Annotated in this window: 16 protein-coding genes, 1 pseudogene and 1 other annotated feature; of the genes and pseudogenes, 15 read left to right on the top strand and 2 right to left on the bottom strand. The window is 47.3% G+C overall.

What is annotated here, in order from left to right; genetic code table 11:
- Positions 1-42: 42 nt before the first annotated feature.
- The 9 genes and pseudogenes from ACKX14_RS08010 (at position 43) to trpA (ending at position 11,361) form a co-directional block, all read left to right on the top strand.
- Positions 43-936, top strand: coding sequence for a DMT family transporter (locus tag ACKX14_RS08010; protein ID WP_422446427.1), 894 nt, complete (start codon positions 43-45; stop codon positions 934-936).
- 309 nt (positions 937-1,245) lie between these two features.
- Positions 1,246-4,521 (top strand): Eco57I restriction-modification methylase domain-containing protein, encoded by a 3,276-nt coding sequence (locus ACKX14_RS08005; protein WP_422446425.1) that lies wholly within the window; start codon positions 1,246-1,248, stop codon positions 4,519-4,521.
- Positions 4,522-4,597: 76 nt separating this feature from the next.
- Positions 4,598-4,916 (top strand) — a binding site (T-box leader).
- Between the two features lie 43 nt (positions 4,917-4,959).
- Positions 4,960-6,410, top strand: a pseudogene (trpE, locus tag ACKX14_RS08000) (anthranilate synthase component I).
- The gene (locus ACKX14_RS07995) at positions 6,407-6,985 is read left to right on the top strand and encodes an anthranilate synthase component II (RefSeq protein WP_422446423.1); all 579 of its coding nucleotides are present in this window, start codon (positions 6,407-6,409) and stop codon (positions 6,983-6,985) included. The pseudogene trpE and the gene ACKX14_RS07995 overlap by 4 nt, the downstream one beginning before the upstream one ends.
- The gene (gene trpD, locus ACKX14_RS07990; RefSeq protein WP_422446421.1) at positions 6,975-7,988 is read left to right on the top strand and encodes an anthranilate phosphoribosyltransferase; all 1,014 of its coding nucleotides are present in this window, start codon (positions 6,975-6,977) and stop codon (positions 7,986-7,988) included. The genes ACKX14_RS07995 and trpD overlap by 11 nt, the downstream gene beginning before the upstream one ends.
- Positions 7,985-8,758 carry an indole-3-glycerol phosphate synthase TrpC gene (trpC, locus tag ACKX14_RS07985; protein ID WP_422446419.1) on the top strand — a complete coding sequence of 258 codons (774 nt, stop codon included), beginning with the start codon at positions 7,985-7,987 and terminating at the stop codon, positions 8,756-8,758. The genes trpD and trpC overlap by 4 nt, the downstream gene beginning before the upstream one ends.
- Before the next feature lie 28 nt (positions 8,759-8,786).
- The gene (locus tag ACKX14_RS07980; RefSeq protein ID WP_422446417.1) at positions 8,787-9,395 is read left to right on the top strand and encodes a phosphoribosylanthranilate isomerase; all 609 of its coding nucleotides are present in this window, start codon (positions 8,787-8,789) and stop codon (positions 9,393-9,395) included.
- Between the two features lie 5 nt (positions 9,396-9,400).
- Positions 9,401-10,576: a tryptophan synthase subunit beta gene (gene trpB / locus ACKX14_RS07975; protein WP_422446450.1), complete on the top strand. Its 1,176-nt coding sequence runs from the start codon at positions 9,401-9,403 to the stop codon at positions 10,574-10,576.
- A complete protein-coding gene (gene trpA / locus ACKX14_RS07970; protein ID WP_422446415.1) occupies positions 10,573-11,361 on the top strand; it encodes a tryptophan synthase subunit alpha in 789 nt (262 codons plus the stop codon). Before trpB ends, trpA begins: the two co-directional genes overlap by 4 nt.
- Positions 11,362-11,535: 174 nt before the next feature.
- On the opposite strand, the gene ACKX14_RS07965 is transcribed toward trpA, so the two are convergent.
- Both ACKX14_RS07965 and ACKX14_RS07960 read right to left on the bottom strand, forming a co-directional pair.
- A complete protein-coding gene (locus ACKX14_RS07965) occupies positions 11,536-12,453 on the bottom strand; it encodes a PucR family transcriptional regulator (RefSeq protein ID WP_422446413.1) in 918 nt (305 codons plus the stop codon).
- A gap of 68 nt (positions 12,454-12,521) precedes the next feature.
- On the bottom strand, positions 12,522-13,634 hold the full coding sequence (locus tag ACKX14_RS07960) for an ABC transporter ATP-binding protein (RefSeq protein ID WP_422446411.1): 1,113 nt from the start codon (positions 13,632-13,634) through the stop codon (positions 12,522-12,524).
- Positions 13,635-14,052: 418 nt separating this feature from the next.
- Between ACKX14_RS07960 and ACKX14_RS07955 the strand changes: the two genes are divergently transcribed.
- From ACKX14_RS07955 to ACKX14_RS07930, 6 genes are all read left to right on the top strand, one after another.
- The gene (locus ACKX14_RS07955) at positions 14,053-14,736 is read left to right on the top strand and encodes a FadR/GntR family transcriptional regulator (RefSeq protein ID WP_422446409.1); all 684 of its coding nucleotides are present in this window, start codon (positions 14,053-14,055) and stop codon (positions 14,734-14,736) included.
- Positions 14,737-14,773: 37 nt separating this feature from the next.
- Complete coding sequence (locus ACKX14_RS07950; RefSeq protein ID WP_422446407.1) at positions 14,774-16,063, top strand: ABC transporter substrate-binding protein; 1,290 nt, start codon at positions 14,774-14,776, stop codon at positions 16,061-16,063.
- Positions 16,064-16,145: 82 nt separating this feature from the next.
- Positions 16,146-17,027, top strand: a complete 882-nt coding sequence (locus tag ACKX14_RS07945) for a carbohydrate ABC transporter permease (RefSeq protein WP_422446405.1) — start codon at positions 16,146-16,148, stop codon at positions 17,025-17,027.
- Positions 17,028-17,861: a carbohydrate ABC transporter permease gene (locus ACKX14_RS07940; protein WP_422446403.1), complete on the top strand. Its 834-nt coding sequence runs from the start codon at positions 17,028-17,030 to the stop codon at positions 17,859-17,861. It begins immediately after the preceding gene.
- A 38-nt stretch (positions 17,862-17,899) separates the two neighbouring features.
- On the top strand, positions 17,900-18,709 hold the full coding sequence (locus ACKX14_RS07935; RefSeq protein ID WP_422446401.1) for a transketolase: 810 nt from the start codon (positions 17,900-17,902) through the stop codon (positions 18,707-18,709).
- Positions 18,709-19,647 carry a transketolase family protein gene (locus ACKX14_RS07930; RefSeq protein WP_422446448.1) on the top strand — a complete coding sequence of 313 codons (939 nt, stop codon included), beginning with the start codon at positions 18,709-18,711 and terminating at the stop codon, positions 19,645-19,647. Before ACKX14_RS07935 ends, ACKX14_RS07930 begins: the two co-directional genes overlap by 1 nt.
- The last annotated feature ends 6 nt before the right edge of the window (positions 19,648-19,653 follow it).

Raw genomic sequence — 19,653 nt, 5'->3', positions numbered from 1 at the left:
AAATTATGACAGACACGGTTATTTAGATTGAAGGGAGTAAACATGGGCTTTTGGGAACACCAAAATCCGCCAAGAATGAGAGCAATCATATACCTTATATGTGCCGCCCTGCTGTGGAGCACAGGCGGATTTTTCATCAAGTGGGTCCGGTGGAACCCCCTCGCCATAGCCGGGGCCAGGAGCGCCATCGGGGCAGCTGTCATCTGGCCGGTGCTGCGCGGGACGAAGTTTTCCTGGACCAGAGAACAGCTTTTTTGCGCCGCAGCCTATGCGGTTACGGTGCTGTTGTTCGTTATCGCCAACAAGCTCACCACAGCAGCCAACGCCATTCTTCTTCAGTATACGGCGCCCATATATGTAGCGCTGTTTAGTTTTGCCGTCTTAAAAGAAAAGGTGACTGCGGTGGACTGGGCAACAATAGTTGCGGTGGTGGGAGGAATGGTGCTGTTTTTTTTCGATGATATAGATACAAAGGGCATGGTTGGGAACATTCTGGCAATAGTAAGCGGCATGGCCTTTGCAACCATGGCGATGCTGATGCGCCTGCAAAAGGACGGGTCGCCGCTTTCGGCGGTATTTCTGGGAAACATTATCACCGCTCTCATAGGCTTCCCCTTCATGTTCCGGTCCGCACCCTCCGCCGACGGACTTATAGGATTGATTCTTCTGGGCACGGTGCAGCTGGGCCTGCCCTATATTCTTTATACCACAGCCATAAAATCCGTGTCGGCTCTGGAAGCGGTGTTGATTCCGGTTATCGAGCCCATCGCAAATCCTGTCTGGGTATTTTTGATGCTGGGCGAACCCCCCGGCAAATGGGCCATCGCCGGGGGTCTGATTGTGCTGGCCGCTGTCACCTTGAGGTGCGCCGTTTCCGCCGGAAGTGATTTTAAAAAAGGAAGTCGGGCGGGAAGTGAAGAAGCGGAGTCGTTTTAAAAAATGCTTGTTTAAAAACACGCCACGGGCGCTCAGATTTCACGGCTTTTTAGCGTCTTTTCGACAGGTAAATAAGGGCCGGGGCGGCAGTCGAACAGGGTGATTTTTTAAATGCCGCATACGCCCTGCGCCTGCGGAATTAAACAGTCATGGAATTCCATGTTTTGCCATGGAAACTCCATGACTTTTTTAATGCCAAATTGCACGAATTCACAATAAAAGTTAACATAATGTTTCATGGTTTTGAAAAATGCAGCATATCATGTTTTGTAATTATTATTCAGGAAGCCAGGTGAAAGGAGATTTGCGTTGAAAGATAAACAACCTTTCACAAAAAATGTTCACCCTGGGCATTCAAAATTCGGTTTCGATATTTCCGACAAAATTAAAACTTACTTGAGCAACATAAATAACTGTCATAAAGAAACCGCGCGGTCCATGATGTTCACATTGTTGCTGCAGGAACTTTTTGGATATAAATCAACATTTATCGAATCATATGTGGGCGGAATTGAAAGTTTCATTAAAGTAAAAGAAAAAGACCATGTTCTGAAGGGTGAAGTAGACAATCTTTATGGCAATATAATAATTGAATTCGAATCAAGCATTCCTAAAAAATTGTCGCAGGCCAAAGAACAATTACGAAAGTATTTGGCCATATTATGGCTCCAGGAACATAGTGATGAAAGAACACCGTATATATGCATTGCAACAGACGGTGAACGTTTTTACACCTATTCCCCCTCGCTATTAGAACCGGCAGGCGACATCACGCCTGATAACATCGAGCTAAATTTAAATGAAAGGGTCAACTGGAATGACCTAAATGCTGCAGAAATTTACTTTTTCCTTGATCGCTATTTTTTTCGCCAATGCAGGCTCCATCCGGATAGCGTGAACTTTAAAAAAGATTTCGGCGTACAAAGTCATGCATTTCATGTTATAATTAATAACCTCCTGGCCCTGTGGAACAAATTAAAATGCCATAGCATGTATAAAGTGATTTATGAAAATTGGGAGAAGTATTTGAGCATCGTATATGGCAATAAGGTTACGGGAGATGAATTGTTTGTTCGCCATACCTATTTGGCAACACTGGCAAAACTTATGGCATGGATGAGACTCGCGGAACATGCGTCTTTAACTGACGGTGCAGACCATATTTACGAGATTCTGAGCGGTCAGTTTTTTAAAAACCAGGGAATTGAAAATTTTATTGAAGAGGATTTTTTTGCATGGCTTATACGCAAAGAAGCCCGGAATGTGACGGTAAAAATAGCAAATCAATTTTTTAGTCTTTTAACGAATTATGACCTGACCAGAGCTTCCGGAGATGTTTTAAAAATGTTGTATCAAGAACTGGTGGACCCGGAAACCCGTCACGATCTTGGAGAATATTACACTCCGGACTGGCTGGCCCATAAGATTATTAAAAAAATTCTGGATGACAATCCTCGATGTGATATGTTTGATCCTTCGTGCGGCTCCGGAACCTTTCTGTACCTGGCAATTCAGGAAAAACGTGAACGTTTGGGAAATAGCAGTGATACTCTAACCCATATCTTAAAGTCGGTTACAGGCGCTGATGTACATCCGCTGGCGGTAATGATTGCAAAGACCAATTATATAATGGCTCTGGGAGAATTGTTGAAAAAGAGGAGCGCCGGGAATGTCGCTATACCCGTCTATCTGGCCGATACAATTTTACTTCCCGAGAGCGATGTTGAAAGGGAATCGACATATTACTGCGTACAGCTTGAAAATCGTAAAGTGAAAATTCCCGAGGCTCTTCTGCAGCACATTTATGACTACGACCGGGCGGTTAATCTAGCCGGGGAGTTTGCCGAAAAGAACAAGCAGAATAACGGATCCCTTTCTATGGAATCATTCAAAAACCTGCTTTCAGCACGGAAATTTCCGCATGTAAACGATCAATCTATTGTTGAATCATTGTATGAGTTATCCGGAACATTGATGGAATTTTTGAATGCAGAACGGGACAGTATCTGGGCATATATGCTGAAAAACATTTTTAAACCCCTGTTTTGGAGGAACAAGTTTGATTGCGTTGTAGGAAATCCGCCGTGGATTGCCCTTCGATTTTTAAACAAGCCATATCAGGATTTTCTGAAAAAACAAATTCTACACGAATATGAATTGCTGTCGGGGCGCAGCGAGCTTGTTACCCATCTTGAAATGGCCGCTCTGTTTCTGGTTCGCACAGCGGATCTATACCTGAAAAGTGGCGGCGTGATTGCTTTTGTTTTCCCCAAGAGTATATTTTATGCCGACCAGCATGACGGTTTGCGAAGGCGTATATTTAAGCTAAAAGCTGATTATCAGGATAATTTGTTGTGGGAGGAAATTTGGGATTGTGAAAATGTAACACCGCTGTTTAATGTTCCTTCTTGCGTAGTTATGGCAAGAAAAAGCAAGGATTCTGCGATGAATTATCCGGTTGATGGAATTATATTACAGGGCAATCTGGAATGTAAAAATGCAGGTTTACCGGAAGCCGAAAAACAACTGAAAGTTACCAGGACAGGTTATTATCTCCATATACGAGGAAAAAGGTCATTCTGGGCCTCCGGCAGGGGCACCACGGAAAATGCAGTCAGTTATTACAGGTCGAGATTCAAACAAGGAGCGACAATTGTGCCGCGTTCATTTTGGTTTGTAAAGTTAAACCGGTCTCCCTTGGGCTTTGATTTAAACTGTCCGCCGGTAATTACTTTTACGCCGAGTAAAAGCGGGCCTGTTCGAGACTATAAAGATATAGAGATAAGGGGAAATATCGAGTCGCCTTTTCTTTACTGCACTTTACTCGGTGATGATGTAATTCCCTTTGCATACAGAAATATACAGATGATAGTTCTTCCCATAGAACCCGTGAACAATGGCTATCAAATTGTCGATATTGATTCTGCGAATGAAAAGGGATGTTTTAAGCTGGCGGAATGGATAAAACAGGCCGATTTCAATTGGTTCAAGCTGCGATCAAAAAAAACAAAAAATAATACGAGCATATTTGAATGGATCGACTACCAAAAAAAATTAACCGCACAAAATCCATTAAAGAAATACAAAGTAATTTATCCCAATTTTCAGCGTGTCAGTGTTGCCTGTGTTGTCGACACGGATGGAATATTGCGCCGGGCAACCCATCTATTTGGGGTTTCCGTTAACGGTTTTATTGTGGAAAGTGCATTTTATTATTACGAGACGGACGATGTTAAAGAAGCATATTATCTGTGCGCATGCTTAAATTCGTCTATAATTGACGACCTCCTGGGACCGTTGAGAAAAAAGTCCCAAAAAAATCATCCCAATGTCCATAAAAAGATATTCGATGTGGCACCTATTCCCAAATTCAATGAATCGGATCAACTCCACAAACGATTATCCGACCTTGGCTTGGAATGCAATGGAAAAGTATTAAAATGGCTCAAAAGCATTGAAGACGTGGACAAAAAAAGTGTGGGCGACCTTAGAAAAAAAGTGCGAATAATCATTTCCAATGAACTGAAAATGATAGATGAACTATTTTCTAAAATAATAAAAAGTGAATCTAAAAGTCATGATTGAAGAAGATTGACAAAGGTAAAAGGCTATTGACATATCAGAGCTTTGGGTGTATTATAAAAAACAACAAGTAAAGAAAGAAAATTCGATGAACGGGAAGAGTAGGCGGCGATTCAGGCCAAAGCGAGCCGGTGGCGGTGGAAGACCGGTGCCGCGGTTGCCGTTGAATGGGCCCGGGAGAAGCCATGCGAACTAAAAGTAGCAGGAGACGGAAAGTCCGCCGTTAAAAGGACAGGGTATCGAATGCTCCTGCATTCCGTACCCGGAACGAGATGGCTTTGCTTTAGGTGGCTGAGCTCATAAAAGGCACTTTTTCCTAAGGGAGAAGTGCCTTTTTTGATACCATCTTTTACGCAAGGTCAAAATTGGGTGGCACCGCGGCACACTTCGCCCCAAAAGGGCGGGGTGTTTTTTTTATAGCAAAAAAAGGGGTGGTTGTGTATGGTGTTTCCCGATAAACGCGGGTTTGAGCTAATGAGGAAGGACCGTGCGGTTCCGGTCGTGTTGAGGGTAAATGCCGACGAATTTACTCCCATTGAGCTTTTTTACAATCTGGACGGCCGGCATAAGTTCCTGCTGGAGAGCGCCGAATGCGGGAAAAACTGGGGAAGATACTCCTTTCTAGGAGCAAGCCCGCATATGGCCGTAAAAAGTTACGGGGACTGGGTTGTGACAGTTTCAAAGGGCGGGGTGAAGACCGAAAACGGCAGGGTGCTGGATATCGTGGGAGATTATTTTAAAAGATACGGCTACGACAGCGCACTGCCCGGGCTTTTTGCAGATTTGCCCGCCTTCACGGGCGGCGCCGTGGGGTATGTGGGTTATGATGTGATAAGGCTCTATGAAAAACTTCCCGATGACAATCCCGATGAACTGCATCTGCCGGAATGTTTCCTGATGTTTTATAAGGAAGTTATAATCTACGACCATTTTTACCACAACCTTTACGTGGTGTACAATGCCGTGCCCGATGAAGAAACCGAATATGAATACATAGTCGAAAGACTTTATGAACTGAAGAAAACCGTCTTGAGGAAAAAGGATTTGCACCCCCTGGCGACGGTCCGAAATTCGATTCCCGAATTTCAAGCAAGTTGCAACGAAAATTCCTTCTGCGAAAAAGTGAGAAAGGCCGTTGAATACATCAAAGCCGGCGACATATTTCAGGTGGTGCTGTCCGAGAGAATGGCGGCTGCCGCAAAAGTAGAACCGTTTGAAGCTTACAGGAGGCTCAGGGCCCTCAACCCCTCGCCGTATCTTTTTTATATGGACTTCGGGGATTTCCAGCTGGTGGGCTCTTCTCCCGAAAGCCTGGTGGCCGTGAAAGACGGCATCGTCACCACAAATCCCATCGCGGGCACCAGGCCCAGAGGAAAGACGCCGGAGGAAGAGAAAAGTTAAAAAAGGAACTCCTGGCCGACGAAAAAGAGAGGGCCGAACACGTCATGCTCGTAGATCTGGGCAGAAATGATCTGGGGAAGGTGAGCGAGTTCGGCAGCGTGAAAGTGGAACGCTTCATGGAAGTCGATATGTACTCTCACGTCATGCATATCGTGTCGACGGTGAGCGGCAGGTTAAAACAGGGTAAAACTTGTATCGACGCCCTTCTGGCCTGCCTGCCGGCCGGGACCGTATCCGGAGCCCCCAAGATACGGGCCATGGAAATAATCGATGAGCTGGAAGAAAAAAGGCGTGGGATATATGCCGGGGCGGTGGGCTATTTTGGCTTTAGGGGAAACATGGATTTCTGCATCGCCATAAGGACCGTCATTTTCAAGGACGGCATGGCTTACATCCAGTCTGGAGCGGGCATAGTTTGCGACTCGGTGCCCGAAAAAGAATACCGGGAGGTTTTAAATAAAGCGGCGGCTTTAAAGGAGGTGCTGGGATGATTCTGATAATAGACAACTATGATTCCTTTACATACAACCTGTATCAGTATGCGGGGGAGCTTTACCCCGAAGTGGAGGTGGTCAGAAACGATGAGATTGACGTGGAGGGTGTGATGAATTCGGGGGCCCGCAGGATAATCCTTTCTCCGGGACCGGGTAGGCCGGAAGATGCCGGCATATGCGTGGATCTTATCAGGAAAAACGAAGGCAGGATTCCGATCCTCGGCATATGCCTGGGGCACCAGGCCATAGGCGTGGCCTATGGGGCAGAGGTCACCGGCGCCGAAAAGATCTTCCACGGCAAGACATCACGGGTGTGCCACAACGGCCGGGGGATCTTTAGAGGAATAAAAAATCCCATTACGGCCATGAGGTATCACTCGCTGGTCATAAAGGGCGGCACCCTTCCCGATGAACTGGAGGTGACGGCAGTGACCGCCGGAGGTGTCATAATGGGCATTCGCCATAAAAAATTTCCGGTTTACGGGGTTCAATTTCATCCCGAGTCAATACTCACGGAAGATGGGAAATCCATTTTAAAAAATTTTCTGGAGGGTGATGAATATGTTTCATGAGATTATAAAAAAAGTCATCATGAGAGAGGATTTAAGCGAGGACGAAGCCCGGGAGGCCATGGACCATATCATGGACGGCAAGGCCGCTCCGTCTCAGATAGGCGGTTTTCTGGTTGGGATGAGGATGAAAGGGGAAAAAGTGGAGGAAATCACGGGATTTGCCAGGTCCATGAGGTCCAGGGCCAGGAAGGTGGATGTCGAGGGTTTCGCCATAGATACATGCGGCACGGGCGGAGACGGCGGCAAAACCTTCAATATATCCACCGCCGTGGCGTTTGTGGCCGCCGCCGGGGGAGTGAAGGTGGCAAAACACGGCAATAAAGCCGTATCCAGCAAGAGCGGCAGCGCCGATGTCCTTGAAGCCCTGGGGGCAAAGATAGATTTAGAGCCGGAAGATGCCGGAAGGTGTATTGAAAAGGTGGGAATTACATTCCTGTTCGCCCCCCTTTATCACTCCGCCATGAAAAACGTGGCCGGTCCCCGGAAAGAGCTGGGTACCAGGACCGTCTTCAATATTTTGGGGCCGCTGACCAACCCGGCCTCCGTCCGGGGCCAGGTCCTGGGCGTGTATGACGGAATCCTCACAAGGCCCCTGGCCCGGGTGCTGCTGAAACTCGGAGTCAAAAGGGCCATGGTGGTCCACGGGCGCGACGGCCTCGATGAAATAACCACCACCAGGGAGACCATAGTGAGTGAAGTAAAAGACGGCATGATTAAAAATTATACCATAAACCCCCGGGACTTCGGCATTCCCCTGGCAAAACTTGAGGAAATAGCCGGAGGGGACAGCAGCTACAATGCAAGGATAATTTTGGATGTGCTGCAGGGCAAGAAGGGCCCGCAGAGGGATGTGGTGGTGTTGAACAGCGCCGCGGCCCTATATGTGGGCGAAGTTGCGGAGGACCTCAAGGAAGGCGTACAGATGGCTCAGAATCTGATAGACTCGGGGGCCGCCTATGAAAAATTGAATGAGTTTATAAGAGAAAGCAGGGCGGCCGTATGATTTTGGATGAAATCGTTGCCTTCAAAGAACGACAGCTAAAAGATGAAATGGAAAAAAAGCCTTTGTCAGTCCTGGAGGATGAAATCAAAGACATGGGTCTCCCTAGGAGCCTGGAGAAAGCTTTGACGGGGAAAAAAGGGATTAAAATCATCGCCGAGATAAAAAAGGCTTCTCCTTCAAGAGGAGTCATAAAGCCGGACCTTGATCCGGCCTTCACGGCGGCTTGCTACGAAAGGGGCGGCGCGGACGCCATATCGGTGCTGACGGAAAAAAAGTTTTTTCTGGGTGACGACAGCTTCCTCAAAATCGTAAGAGATATAACCTCCTGCCCCGTGCTGAGAAAGGATTTTATCATCCACGAATACCAGATTTACCAGGCGAAAGCCCTGGGAGCCGACGCCCTTTTGCTCATCGTGGCGGTCCTCGGCGAAAACATCGGTTATTTTTATAAAAAAGCACGGTCCCTGGGGCTTGACTGCCTTGTGGAGGTCCATGATGAAAAGGAGCTGGATGCGGCCCTGGACGCCGGGGCCCGCATCATCGGCATAAACAACAGGAACCTGAAAGATTTCAGTGTAGATCTCAAGACCTGCGAGAGGCTCATCGGCAGGATTCCTGAAGGCATAATAAAAATTGCAGAAAGCGGCATAAAAACGGCGAATGATGTGCGTTATCTCAAATCCGTAGGCGTGGACGGCATTCTGGTGGGGGAGGCCCTCATGAAATCAAAGGATGTATGCCGGGATCTGGCGGCCTTTAAAGAAGCATGATAGATAAGGCCGGGGAGGGATGGTGGCCATGGTGAAGGTTAAGATTTGCGGCCTGAGGCGGCCGCAGGACATCGAATATGTGAACAGGTTGAAGGTGGACTACGCGGGGTTTGTCTTCGCCCCAAGCAGGAGGCGCATAAGCTTTGAAGAAGCCGGAAGGCTCGTCGCGGCCCTGGATAAGGACATAAAAAAGGTGGGAGTGTTCGTTAATGAGAGGCCGGATGTGATAATGAAAGCCTGTGAAGAATTGGGCCTGGATGTGATACAGCTTCACGGCGACGAACCGCCGGAGAGTGTCAGAGGTTACGGGAGGGTTTCAGTCTGGAAGGCCATCAGGGTCGAAGGTGCGGATAGTTTAAAAGCCGCGGAAGATTACGAAGTGGATGGAATTTTACTGGATTCTTCGGTAAAAGGGCTTTACGGCGGAACCGGATCGAGGTTTGACCCGGCCTTGCTGGAAGGCGTCCGGCTCAGGCAGCCGGTAATCCTGGCCGGCGGCCTTGACGCCGGCAATGTGGGGGAGGCCATCCTGAAAGTAAAGCCCTATGCCGTGGATGTGAGCACCGGTGTTGAGACCGGCGGCTATAAAGACTTTGAAAAGATGAAAAAATTTGTGGAAAGGGTGAGGAGTTTATGAAAGATGTGCCGGGCAGATTCGGCATATTCGGCGGGCAATATGTACCGGAAACCGTGATGAACGCCCTTGCGGAACTGGAGAAAGAGTTTAATACGGCCGTAGCCGACGAAAAATTCATGGAGGAGTACAGGTATTATTTGAGAGAATACGCCGGCAGGCCCACACCTCTTTACTTTGCCGAAAACCTCACAAAAAAGCTTTGCGGCGCCAGGATTTACTTGAAGCGTGAGGACCTCAACCACACCGGGGCGCATAAAATAAACAACGTCCTGGGGCAGGTCCTTTTGGCAAAGCGCATGGGCAAGCGCAGGGTGATAGCTGAAACCGGGGCCGGACAGCACGGTGTGGCCACGGCTACAGCGGCGGCCATGTTCGGGATGGAGTGCGAGATATTCATGGGGAAGGAGGATGTCAGGCGGCAGGCTCTGAATGTCTTCAGGATGAAGCTCTTAGGGGCCAGGGTGACCAGTGTAGACCAGGGAACCGGCACCCTAAAGGACGCGGTAAACGAAGCCATGAGGCACTGGGTGGCCCATGTGGACGACACCTTTTACGTGATGGGGTCGGTGGTGGGGCCTCACCCCTACCCCACCATGGTCAGGGACTTCCAGAGGGTTATAGGCGATGAGACCAGAGCCCAGATCATGGAAAAGACCGGCAGGCTTCCGGATTACATCATCGCCTGCGTCGGCGGAGGGAGCAATTCCATGGGAATTTTTTACCCCTTTTATGAAGATAAAAGCGTAAAGCTGGTGGGAGTCGAGGCGGGGGGCATGGGACTTGACAGCGGCCAACATGCGGCAAAGCTCACAAGAGGCAGCATAGGAGTGCTTCACGGCATGAAGACATACGTGCTGCAGGACGACGAGGGCCAGATAATGCCGGTCTACTCCATATCCGCAGGCCTGGACTATCCCGGCGCGGGGCCGGAGCACGCGTTTTTAAAAGAAACCGGAAGGGCCGAATACGTTTACGCCACCGATGAGGAAGCGGTGAATGCCTTTATAACCCTTACGAAGACGGAGGGCATCATACCCGCCCTTGAAAGCGCCCATGCCGTGGCTTATGCCATGAAACTGGCACCGAAGCTTTCCGAGGATGATATTATAGTGGTAAACCTTTCAGGCAGGGGAGACAAGGATGTCGAAACAATAGCCGGTTTAATGGGGGTGAGGCTGTGAACAGGATAGATGAAAGATTGTACAGTCTGCAAAAGACAGGGCAAAAGGCGCTTATAACCTTTATAACCGCCGGTGACCCGGACCCGGAAACCACCGGCGAACTGGTAGTTGCAATGGAAAGGGCCGGGGCCGACATAGTGGAGCTGGGAATCCCCTATTCAGACCCCCTTGCCGACGGGCCGGTCATCCAGAGGGCTTCGGCCAGGGCCCTGAAGGCGGGTATAAAAATCGCCCGCATAATGGATATAGTAAGATCCGTGAGGAAAACCAGTGACATTCCTCTGGTGTACCTCGTATATTATAACTCTGTGTTTAGATATGGCCCCGAAAGATTTACAGGCGAGGCCCGGGAAGCGGGGGTGGACGGGCTGATAATACCCGACCTGCCCGTGGAGGAGCGTCGCGAGATGGCGGATATTGTCTCATCACGCGGCATGCATTTGATACCCCTGGTGGCTCCCACCTCCCATGAGCGCATCAAAAATATTGTGGAAGGCGCCGGGGGGTTTGTTTACTGCATTTCTACAAAAGGGGTGACCGGTGTGCGGGAAGAAATAGAGACGGACATCAAGGCCTATATGGAAGAGGTGTCACGCTATACGGCCCTTCCCCGGGCTCTCGGTTTCGGGATCTCCGGCCCCGACATGGCGAAAAGATTCAGGGATTACTGCGAAGGGGTGATTGTGGGCAGCGCCATTGTAAGGCTTATCGAGCAGGGCAAAGACAGGCGCCGGATGCTGAGCGATGTATGTGAATTTATAAGCCGCATAAAAGAAGCATTATAATGACTGGTGAAGTATAAGTAAAAGGTATATTCCAAAATTGCATTTAAGGTAATAAATGATACGATACATTGTATCATAAATGAGCGATATAGCGGCTGTTATAATTATGGGCAAATTGGCTGCGGGGGTGTTGGCTACCTTTGTAGCTACCTGGGTATACCGGGATTTGAGTAGTTAGATATAAACCGTATCACTATCGACAAGTCCCAGCAATAAAAAGTAAATTTCCAAAATTATTGCATCTTTAAAGTTTCTAAGGTCAAGACCGGTAATTGAAGCGATTTTTTCCAGCCTGTACATAAGGGTATTGCGATGTATATAAAGTCTTCGAGCAGCTTCTGACATATTGAGGTTGCATTCTAGAACCACACGGATCGTATCAAAGGTTTCTGTGTCAAGTTTTTTCAGCTTTTCGCCGATCTCGTGGGCAAATTCCTGGCGTTTTTTTGCCGGAATTGAAGAAAACAGCTTTTCCATGGTCATTTCCGGGTAGTATAGGACGTGGGATTTTATCATAGGAGAAAATTTCAAAGCCTTTTGAGCATCACTGAAAATTTTTGCCAGTTCATTTTGAGACCTTGCAATTCCGCCTATACTTATGGTCACTTTTGAAGAAATTTCCTCATTTATGGTTTGATATAAAGCTATAGAGGTTTCCTTTAATTCTTGGAGATCTCCAACAGGCAATATAACCAGCAGTATTTCTTTTAGATTTAAGATGAATACTTCATTAAAAAGGCTGTTGATAAAAGGCTCAATTTTTTCTAAAAGTTCGCTCTTTAAAAGCAATAAGCCACAAGGGAAAGGAAACTCTTCTAAGGTAGTTTCCTTTCCCTGGACAAAGGCTTTAAGCATATCATTGAATCTGCCGTTAATATATTCCTCCAGCAGCAGGCAAAAATCGTTCATCTGCCGGGGTGTAAGTTCTGCCAACAGCATGTATTCTGCACCGCAAAGCCTTACCTTGGCTTTTTTTACATTTCCTTTTACGTCATCGCCAAAAATCTTATCCCCTTTTCTGTCTATAAGCATAAAAGGTGTTCTTAGTTTCGGTTTTATTTCTACCAGAATATTTGAGATTAATCTTTGCATTTTTACCCCCAGAAATATAATACCCTATTTTAACCGCAATAATAAAGTAGTTGCTTTTTGATATTTAATCAATCGATAAATAGCCTCTTTTCGGTTGCTTTATCAAATAGGTGCAATTTGTTCATGTCGAAGCCTACCTTTATTTTGTCGCCGGGCTTTGCTTTGCTGCTTGGGTCTACCCGGACCGTTAGGGTGTTTTTTCCGAATGTAAGGTAAAGAAAAGTCTCCGATCCCATTAGTTCTACCACATCCACATATACTTCGAAGCAGCATTCTGGTGGGTAATCAAGAAGAGACGGATTTTCATGGATGTCCTCAGGCCGTATACCCATGACGATTTCTTTCCCTATATAAGTGGGATCTATCTTTTTGCTTATTCTCTCTGGTATTAAAAGCCTATCGTTGTCAAAAATTATATAAAGCCTACCATCTTCAACTGATAAAATTCCCTGCAAAAAGTTCATTTGTGGGCTGCCAATGAATCCCGCGACAAAAATGTTGGCCGGGTAGTCATAAATCTTTTTCGGTGTATCCACCTGTTGAATAATTCCGTCTTTCATGACGACTATCCTGTCACCCATGGTCATAGCTTCGGTCTGATCGTGAGTTACATATATAAAGGTAGTTTGAAGGCGTTTATGAAGCTTGGAAAGTTCCGTCCTCATCTGTACTCTTAGCTTCGCGTCAAGATTGGATAAAGGCTCATCCATCAAAAATACCTTCGGCTCGCGGACAATGGCCCTCCCCAGAGCCACACGTTGCCTCTGGCCTCCCGAAAGAGCTTTTGGTTTTCTGTTTAAAAGTTCTTCGATTCCTAAAATCCTGGCGGCTTCTTTTACCCGGCGGTCGATCTCGTTCTTTGGGGTTTTTCTTAATTTCAGTCCAAAAGCCATGTTGTCATACACGTTCATGTGAGGATAAAGAGCGTAGTTCTGGAATACCATGGCAATATCCCTGTCTTTGGGAGGCACGTCATTCATCAATTTGCCGTCGATGTAAAGCTCGCCAGAAGAAATCTCTTCAAGGCCTGCTACCATCCTGAGGGTTGTAGATTTGCCGCAGCCTGAAGGCCCCACCAATACGATAAATTCTTTGTCGGCGATCTCCAGATTGAAGTCGCTGACAGCCTTAAAACCTCCTGGATATATCTTATTTATGTTCTTTAATACAACAGTTGCCATGCGTTTTCCTCCTTGTTAATTTGCATATCATTATGACTATAAGGTTCTGGCCCCGTCGACTTTTTACCGACTTGCCCCTACCAAAAAGCCTTAAACGCCTGTTTTATAGTGTTGATGGTTCTCCTGCTGCCAAGGGTTCCTCTTATACATCAAGCTTGTCCCGCTTAGCTTATATTATAGGACTGATTAGCCTTTGTTTCTAATTGACAAAATTACGAAAAGTGAATTAAATAATCTATATTTTGCACAAGAGTCTGTGAAGAAGGCTAAAATTAAAGGTTGCAACAAGTATGGAAAATAATTTATTGAATGTAAGTTTATTTAAGTAAGAAGGACTTTTAAATTTTGTGTAGAATTAAAATTACTATATTAATGACATCAGATGTCTGACGTATGACGTAAGATGAGGTGCTGAAAAATGCTTGAGAAAGAAAATTACAGAAATAACTTGTCCTATGAAGTAGCTAATGCCATAAAAAAGATGATTGTTGAAAAAAAATTCATTGCAGGCAGCAAACTGCCCAACGAGAATGAATTGTCGAAACTCATGAATGTTAGCAGGTCAACCGTAAGAGAAGCCGTAAAGCTCCTGGCATCAAACAACATCGTTAAAATCGTAAGAGGAAAAGGTACATTTGTCAGCGAAAAACCCGGTTTAATCAATGATCCACTAGGTGTTGGGTTTATTGAAGACAAAAATTTGCTGTATTCGCTATTTGAGACGAGGTTGATCATAGAGCCCAAGGTGGCGGCGCTGGCGGCGCAGAGAGCTCAACCTGACGACCTGGTCAGGTTTTCCGAAGTGCTGGAGAAGATGAGGGGGGTGATATCGAGCAGGCAAGTGCATAAAGACGTGGATATTGAATTTCACAGCATCATAGCAAAGGTCTCAAAGAATCCAATCATAGAAAGAATAGTCCCTATAATAATCGAGTCAATTACAAAGGGCTATTATGAAACCATCAATGTCCCTGGAAGTGCGGAGAAAGCCTTGCTGAGCCATGAGAGAATATTTGAGGCCATTAAGAACCACAACAAGGCAGAAGCTGAAAAACAGATGAGACTTCACTTGAAAGAAACGTTGAAAGACATAGGGTGGTAGAAAGCAATTAAAATTTAAAAAAATAGGAGGATTGCTTATGTGGTATAAAAAATTTATTTCCCTGACAGTTGCTTTTGTACTAATAATGACTCTGCTAACGGGATGCGGCGGTTCAGGCGATACATCCAAGTCCTCAGATCAAAGCGGTGAGAATGAAGTGGTCAACCTGAAGCACTGGGTATGGCTGGACAATCCAAACGATCCAACCTTTGCCCAGCTGGTTAAGGAATTTAACGACACCCATCCTAACATCCACGTTGACGTGGAAGTAATAGGATGGAACGACTTCCACACAAAGCTGCTGGGCAGTGTAACCGGTGGCAGCGCCCCTGACACGTCGTCTTTTAAGCTGACCTGGCAGCCGGAATTTATCGAACAGGATGCGCTGCTTCCCCTGGATGATTATCTGAAAGACTGGCCGGGCAAATCAGATGTTGTGGATAATCTGTGGGACGTCATGCAGTACAAAGACGGCAAGCACTACGTAATGCCGTGGGAACTGCAGGTGCTGTATATGTACTACAGGCCCAGCATGTTTGAAAAGGCCGGTGTAAAGGTGCCCCAGACCTGGGATGAATTTTTGGAAGTGGCCAGGAAATTGACAGTAGATACCAATGGAGACGGAAAGATCGACCAGTACGGTTTCGGCATGAGAGGAGCCCGCGGAGGTCATGAACCATGGGCAAGTTTCATAATGGCATATGTGCCGGGAAACCAGTTCTTTGACGATAAGGGCAACAGCACCCTTACAACTCCTAGTGCCATTAAGGCCAATGAATTTTTCCTGGACCTTTACAGAAAGTATAAGGTGGTGCCGCCCACTGCTCCCATGGACGGATTCAATGAAATAATAGCCAACTTCAAAGCCGGAAAGACGGCCATGGTGGTGCACCACATCAAGTCTTCCAATGACATGATAAAACAGTTCGGCGATGATGTGGACGCATTCCCCGTTCCTGCAGGCCCTTACGGCAGGTGGACATCCCTCGGAGACACGGAAAACGTGATATTCAAGTCTACAAAGCATCCGAAAGAAGCCTTTACCTTTATCTCATGGTTGTCCGAGAAGGAACAGCTTGAAAGGTGGGACAAGGCCACAGGCAATGTTCCAGTGTTAAAATCCCTCCAGCAGCTAGACGAATTCAAAAACAACAGGTTCATGAAGGCCTCCTTTGATTCAATGCAGTATGCCCACACTTACCCTATAAATGAAAACATGGGCGAATGGATCGAATCCTTGTGGCCAGCCACGACTCAGCAGGCTCTGGAAGGTAAGATTACAGGCAAAGAAATGATGAAAAAACTGGCGGAAGGAATGACCAAATAACATTTAAAAAACTGGGGAAGGGGCCAAGGTTCTGTTCAAAGGTCCCTTTCTCTTCCAATCATTCCCCTTGAGGAGTGTTTTTATGAAAAATTTCTGGTCAAAATCTACACCGTATCTACTGGTGGCGCCGGCTTTTATACTGATGCTGGCTATTGTAGCATACCCTATAGGAAATTCGGTCTATATCAGCCTCTTAGATTACGTTCTGTTTAAGCCCAAAGCAGTAAAACTCGTGGGCCTTGCGAATTACATGAGCGTGCTGAAAGACCCCGTGTTCTGGCAGGCACTGATAAATACGGTAATCTGGGTCGGGCTGGGGGTGTTTTTTCAGTTTTTCTTTGGGTTGATTCTTGCACTCAAACTCAACCGCCAGTTTAAGGCGCGGGGATTCATCAGAACGATTATCCTCATCCCGTGGGTCACTCCCGGGATACTGATAGGCCTTATGTGGAGGTGGATGTACGACGGCAATTATGGTGTAATAAACGATATCCTTGCAAGACTCCACGTTATAAAAGATTTCGTGCCGTGGCTCGCAAATTCTAGCACCTCGCTTTTTGCGGTGATAGTGACAATAATATGGCAGGGCATTCCGTTTTTTGCCATCATGCTTCTAGCCGGGCTGCAGGCCATACCCGGCGAACTTTACGAGGCAGCGGAGGTTGACGGTGCCAGCAGCTGGCAGACGTTCTGGCATATTACTCTGCCCATGCTCAAACCTACTATCCTGATTTCCACGCTCCTCAGGATAATATGGGTTGCAAATTCAGTGGATGTCATCTATATAATGACGGGTGGAGGACCTGGATACAGTTCTCTGACTCTCAGTGTTTACACCTATATGAAGGCGCAGAAGGCGATGGATTTCGGATATGCGGCGACACTGGCCATTTACCTTACCCTGATCCTGTCTTCGGTGGCTTATCTTTACATCAAAAACATGAATTTGAAGGAGGTGGGGTAAATGAAAAAACAAAAACTGGGACACGACATAGTATTTTTCTACATGCCCCTGTGCCTGCTGGTCATTTTTGCGGTTTTCCCTTACATCTGGACATTCATAACGTCCATTAAGCCCGAGGCGGAGCTGTACGCTCCAACGGTGAAGTATTTCGTAAAGAACCCGACCTTTGACAATTACAGGAATCTTTTTCAAAAGACCAACTTCCTGCACAACCTCGTCAACAGTTTCCTTGTGGCGGGCATTACCTCGGTGATAAGCCTTTTCGTGTCGGTTATGGCGGCATATGCCTTTGCAAGATTTAACTTCAGAGGTAAGCTGTTTTTCATGGTATCTTTTCTGCTCATCAATATGTTTCCTTCGGTGCTTTTGCTGATACCGCTTTTCACCATCATGAGGAAGGTGGGGCTCCTGTATACGCCGCTGTCGCTGGTGATTGCCTATTCCACATTCACCATTCCCTTTTCCGTCTGGCTCCTTACGGGGTATATAAGGGATCTGCCTGTATCTCTCGAGGAGGCCGCGATGGTTGACGGCTGTAACAGGTTCCAGGCCTTTATGAGGATTACTTTGCCTCTAATCATACCCGCTATTATCGCTACAGGAATATATATATTCATAACCGCATGGAATGAGTTCATATTCGCCCTTATGTTTACCAATGAAGCCACCAGGACTCTGCCAGTGGCCCTTCAGACGTTCATAGGCCAGTTTGACATCCAGTGGGGTCTGCTGACAGCCGGCGGAGTGGTCGCTACGATCCCTGTAGTGGTAATGTTTATGTTTATACAAAAGAAACTCGTAGAAGGTTTGACGGCAGGGGCCGTAAAAGGTTGATATATCTACTTTTAAACTTGAGGAGGCACTAAATATAAATGGATGATTTGAAAAAAATAAGCAACATGGTTAGAAAAGATGTCATCAAAATGCTGGGCGAGGCTAAGTCCGGTCACCCCGGGGGTTCACTTTCAATGGTGGAAATACTGACGACCCTCTACTGGAGGGTGATGAATATAGACCCGGCACGCCCCGACTGGGATGACAGGGACAGGCTGGTGCTCAGTAAGGGGCATGGGTGCCCGGCGCTTTACGCCGTCCTGGCGCACAGGGGTTATTTTGATGTGGAAAAACTCCGGACCTTGAGAAAGTTCGGCTCCATGCTCCAGGGCCATCCCGACAAGAAGAAGACTCCTGGCATCGACGTTTCTACCGGTTCGCTGGGGCAGGGACTTTCGGTGGCGGTAGGGCTCGCGCTGGGAGCAAAGCTTAAGAAGAAAAACTACAGGGTTTTTGCCATCGTGGGTGATGGGGAGATGCAGGAGGGCCAGATATGGGAAGCCATGATGGCGTCAATTCACTACAGGCTGGACAACCTCACCGTCATACTGGACTACAACAAACTTCAGATCGACGGGCCCAATGAGGATGTCATGAGCCTTGGGAATATAAAGGCCAGGGTGGAGGCTTTTGGCTTCGATGTGCATGAGGTAAATGGGCATGATTTTGAAGAGCTGTACAGCGCGTTTACATCACCGGCCGTATCCGGCAGGCCGAGGTTTGTCATAGCCCACACCGTCAAAGGCAAGGGAGTTTCCTTTATGGAAAATCAGGTGGGCTGGCACGGCAAGGCTCCCAGCCCCGCGGAAGTTGAAATTGCACTGGCCGAGTTAGGAGGAGTTCAATGATGGAAAATATGAAATCGCCAAGGGTTGCATACGGGGAAGCATTGGTAGAACTGGGGAATAAAAATGAAAAAGTCGTGGTGCTCGACGCGGATCTGGCACATGCCACACAGACAGCCATGTTTGCCGAAAGGTTCAAAAACCGCTTTTTCAACATGGGAATAGCCGAGCAGAATTTGATGGGAGTTGCTGCAGGCCTTTCGATGGCCGGATTTATACCCTTTGCCAGTACCTTTGCCATATTCGGGGCGGGAAGGGGTTTTGAACAGATAAGAAACAGCATATGCTACCCCAATTTCCTTAATGTCAAGATAGCAGTGACCCACAGCGGAATTACCGTTGGAGAAGACGGGGGCAGCCACCAGTCCGTAGAGGACATATCCCTGATGCGCACGCTGCCGGGAATGACGGTGCTGGTGCCCTGTGATGCCGTTGAGACGAAAAAGGCTGTGTTTGCCGCAGCCAAAATAAACGGGCCGGTGTATATAAGGATAGCGCGCCCCGTGGCCCCCATAATTACGGCAGAAGATGACGAATTTGAGGTCGGAAAGGCAAGGGTGTTGAGAGAGGGGAATGACATCGCCATTTTTGCCACAGGCCTCATGGTGGCCACAGCCCTTGAAGCTGCACAGGACCTTGAGCAAAAGGGTATAGAGGCTTCGGTGGTAAATGTCCATACAATAAAACCGCTGGATGTGGAAACAATTCTTAATTTTGCGGGAAAGGCCGGGAAAGTCATTACCGTCGAAGAACATTCCATAATCGGAGGCCTCGGCTCTGCGGTGGCGGAGGTGCTGTCGGAAAATTTGCCCCTCAGGATGAAGCGAATCGGCGTAAGCGATATCTTCGGGCAGTCAGGTGCACCTGAAGAACTTATGAGACACTACGGGCTCACCGCGGAGAACATCGCAAGGACCGCTTGGGAAATGGTAGAGGGATGAAGAAGA

Source organism: Thermorhabdus hydrogeniformans, from assembly GCF_049310025.1.
Classification (GTDB): Bacteria; Bacillota; Thermosediminibacteria; order Thermosediminibacterales; family Tepidanaerobacteraceae; genus JBJYKD01.
Note: the sequence above shows the minus strand (reverse complement) of the source record. Positions and strands in the feature narration are given on the sequence as shown.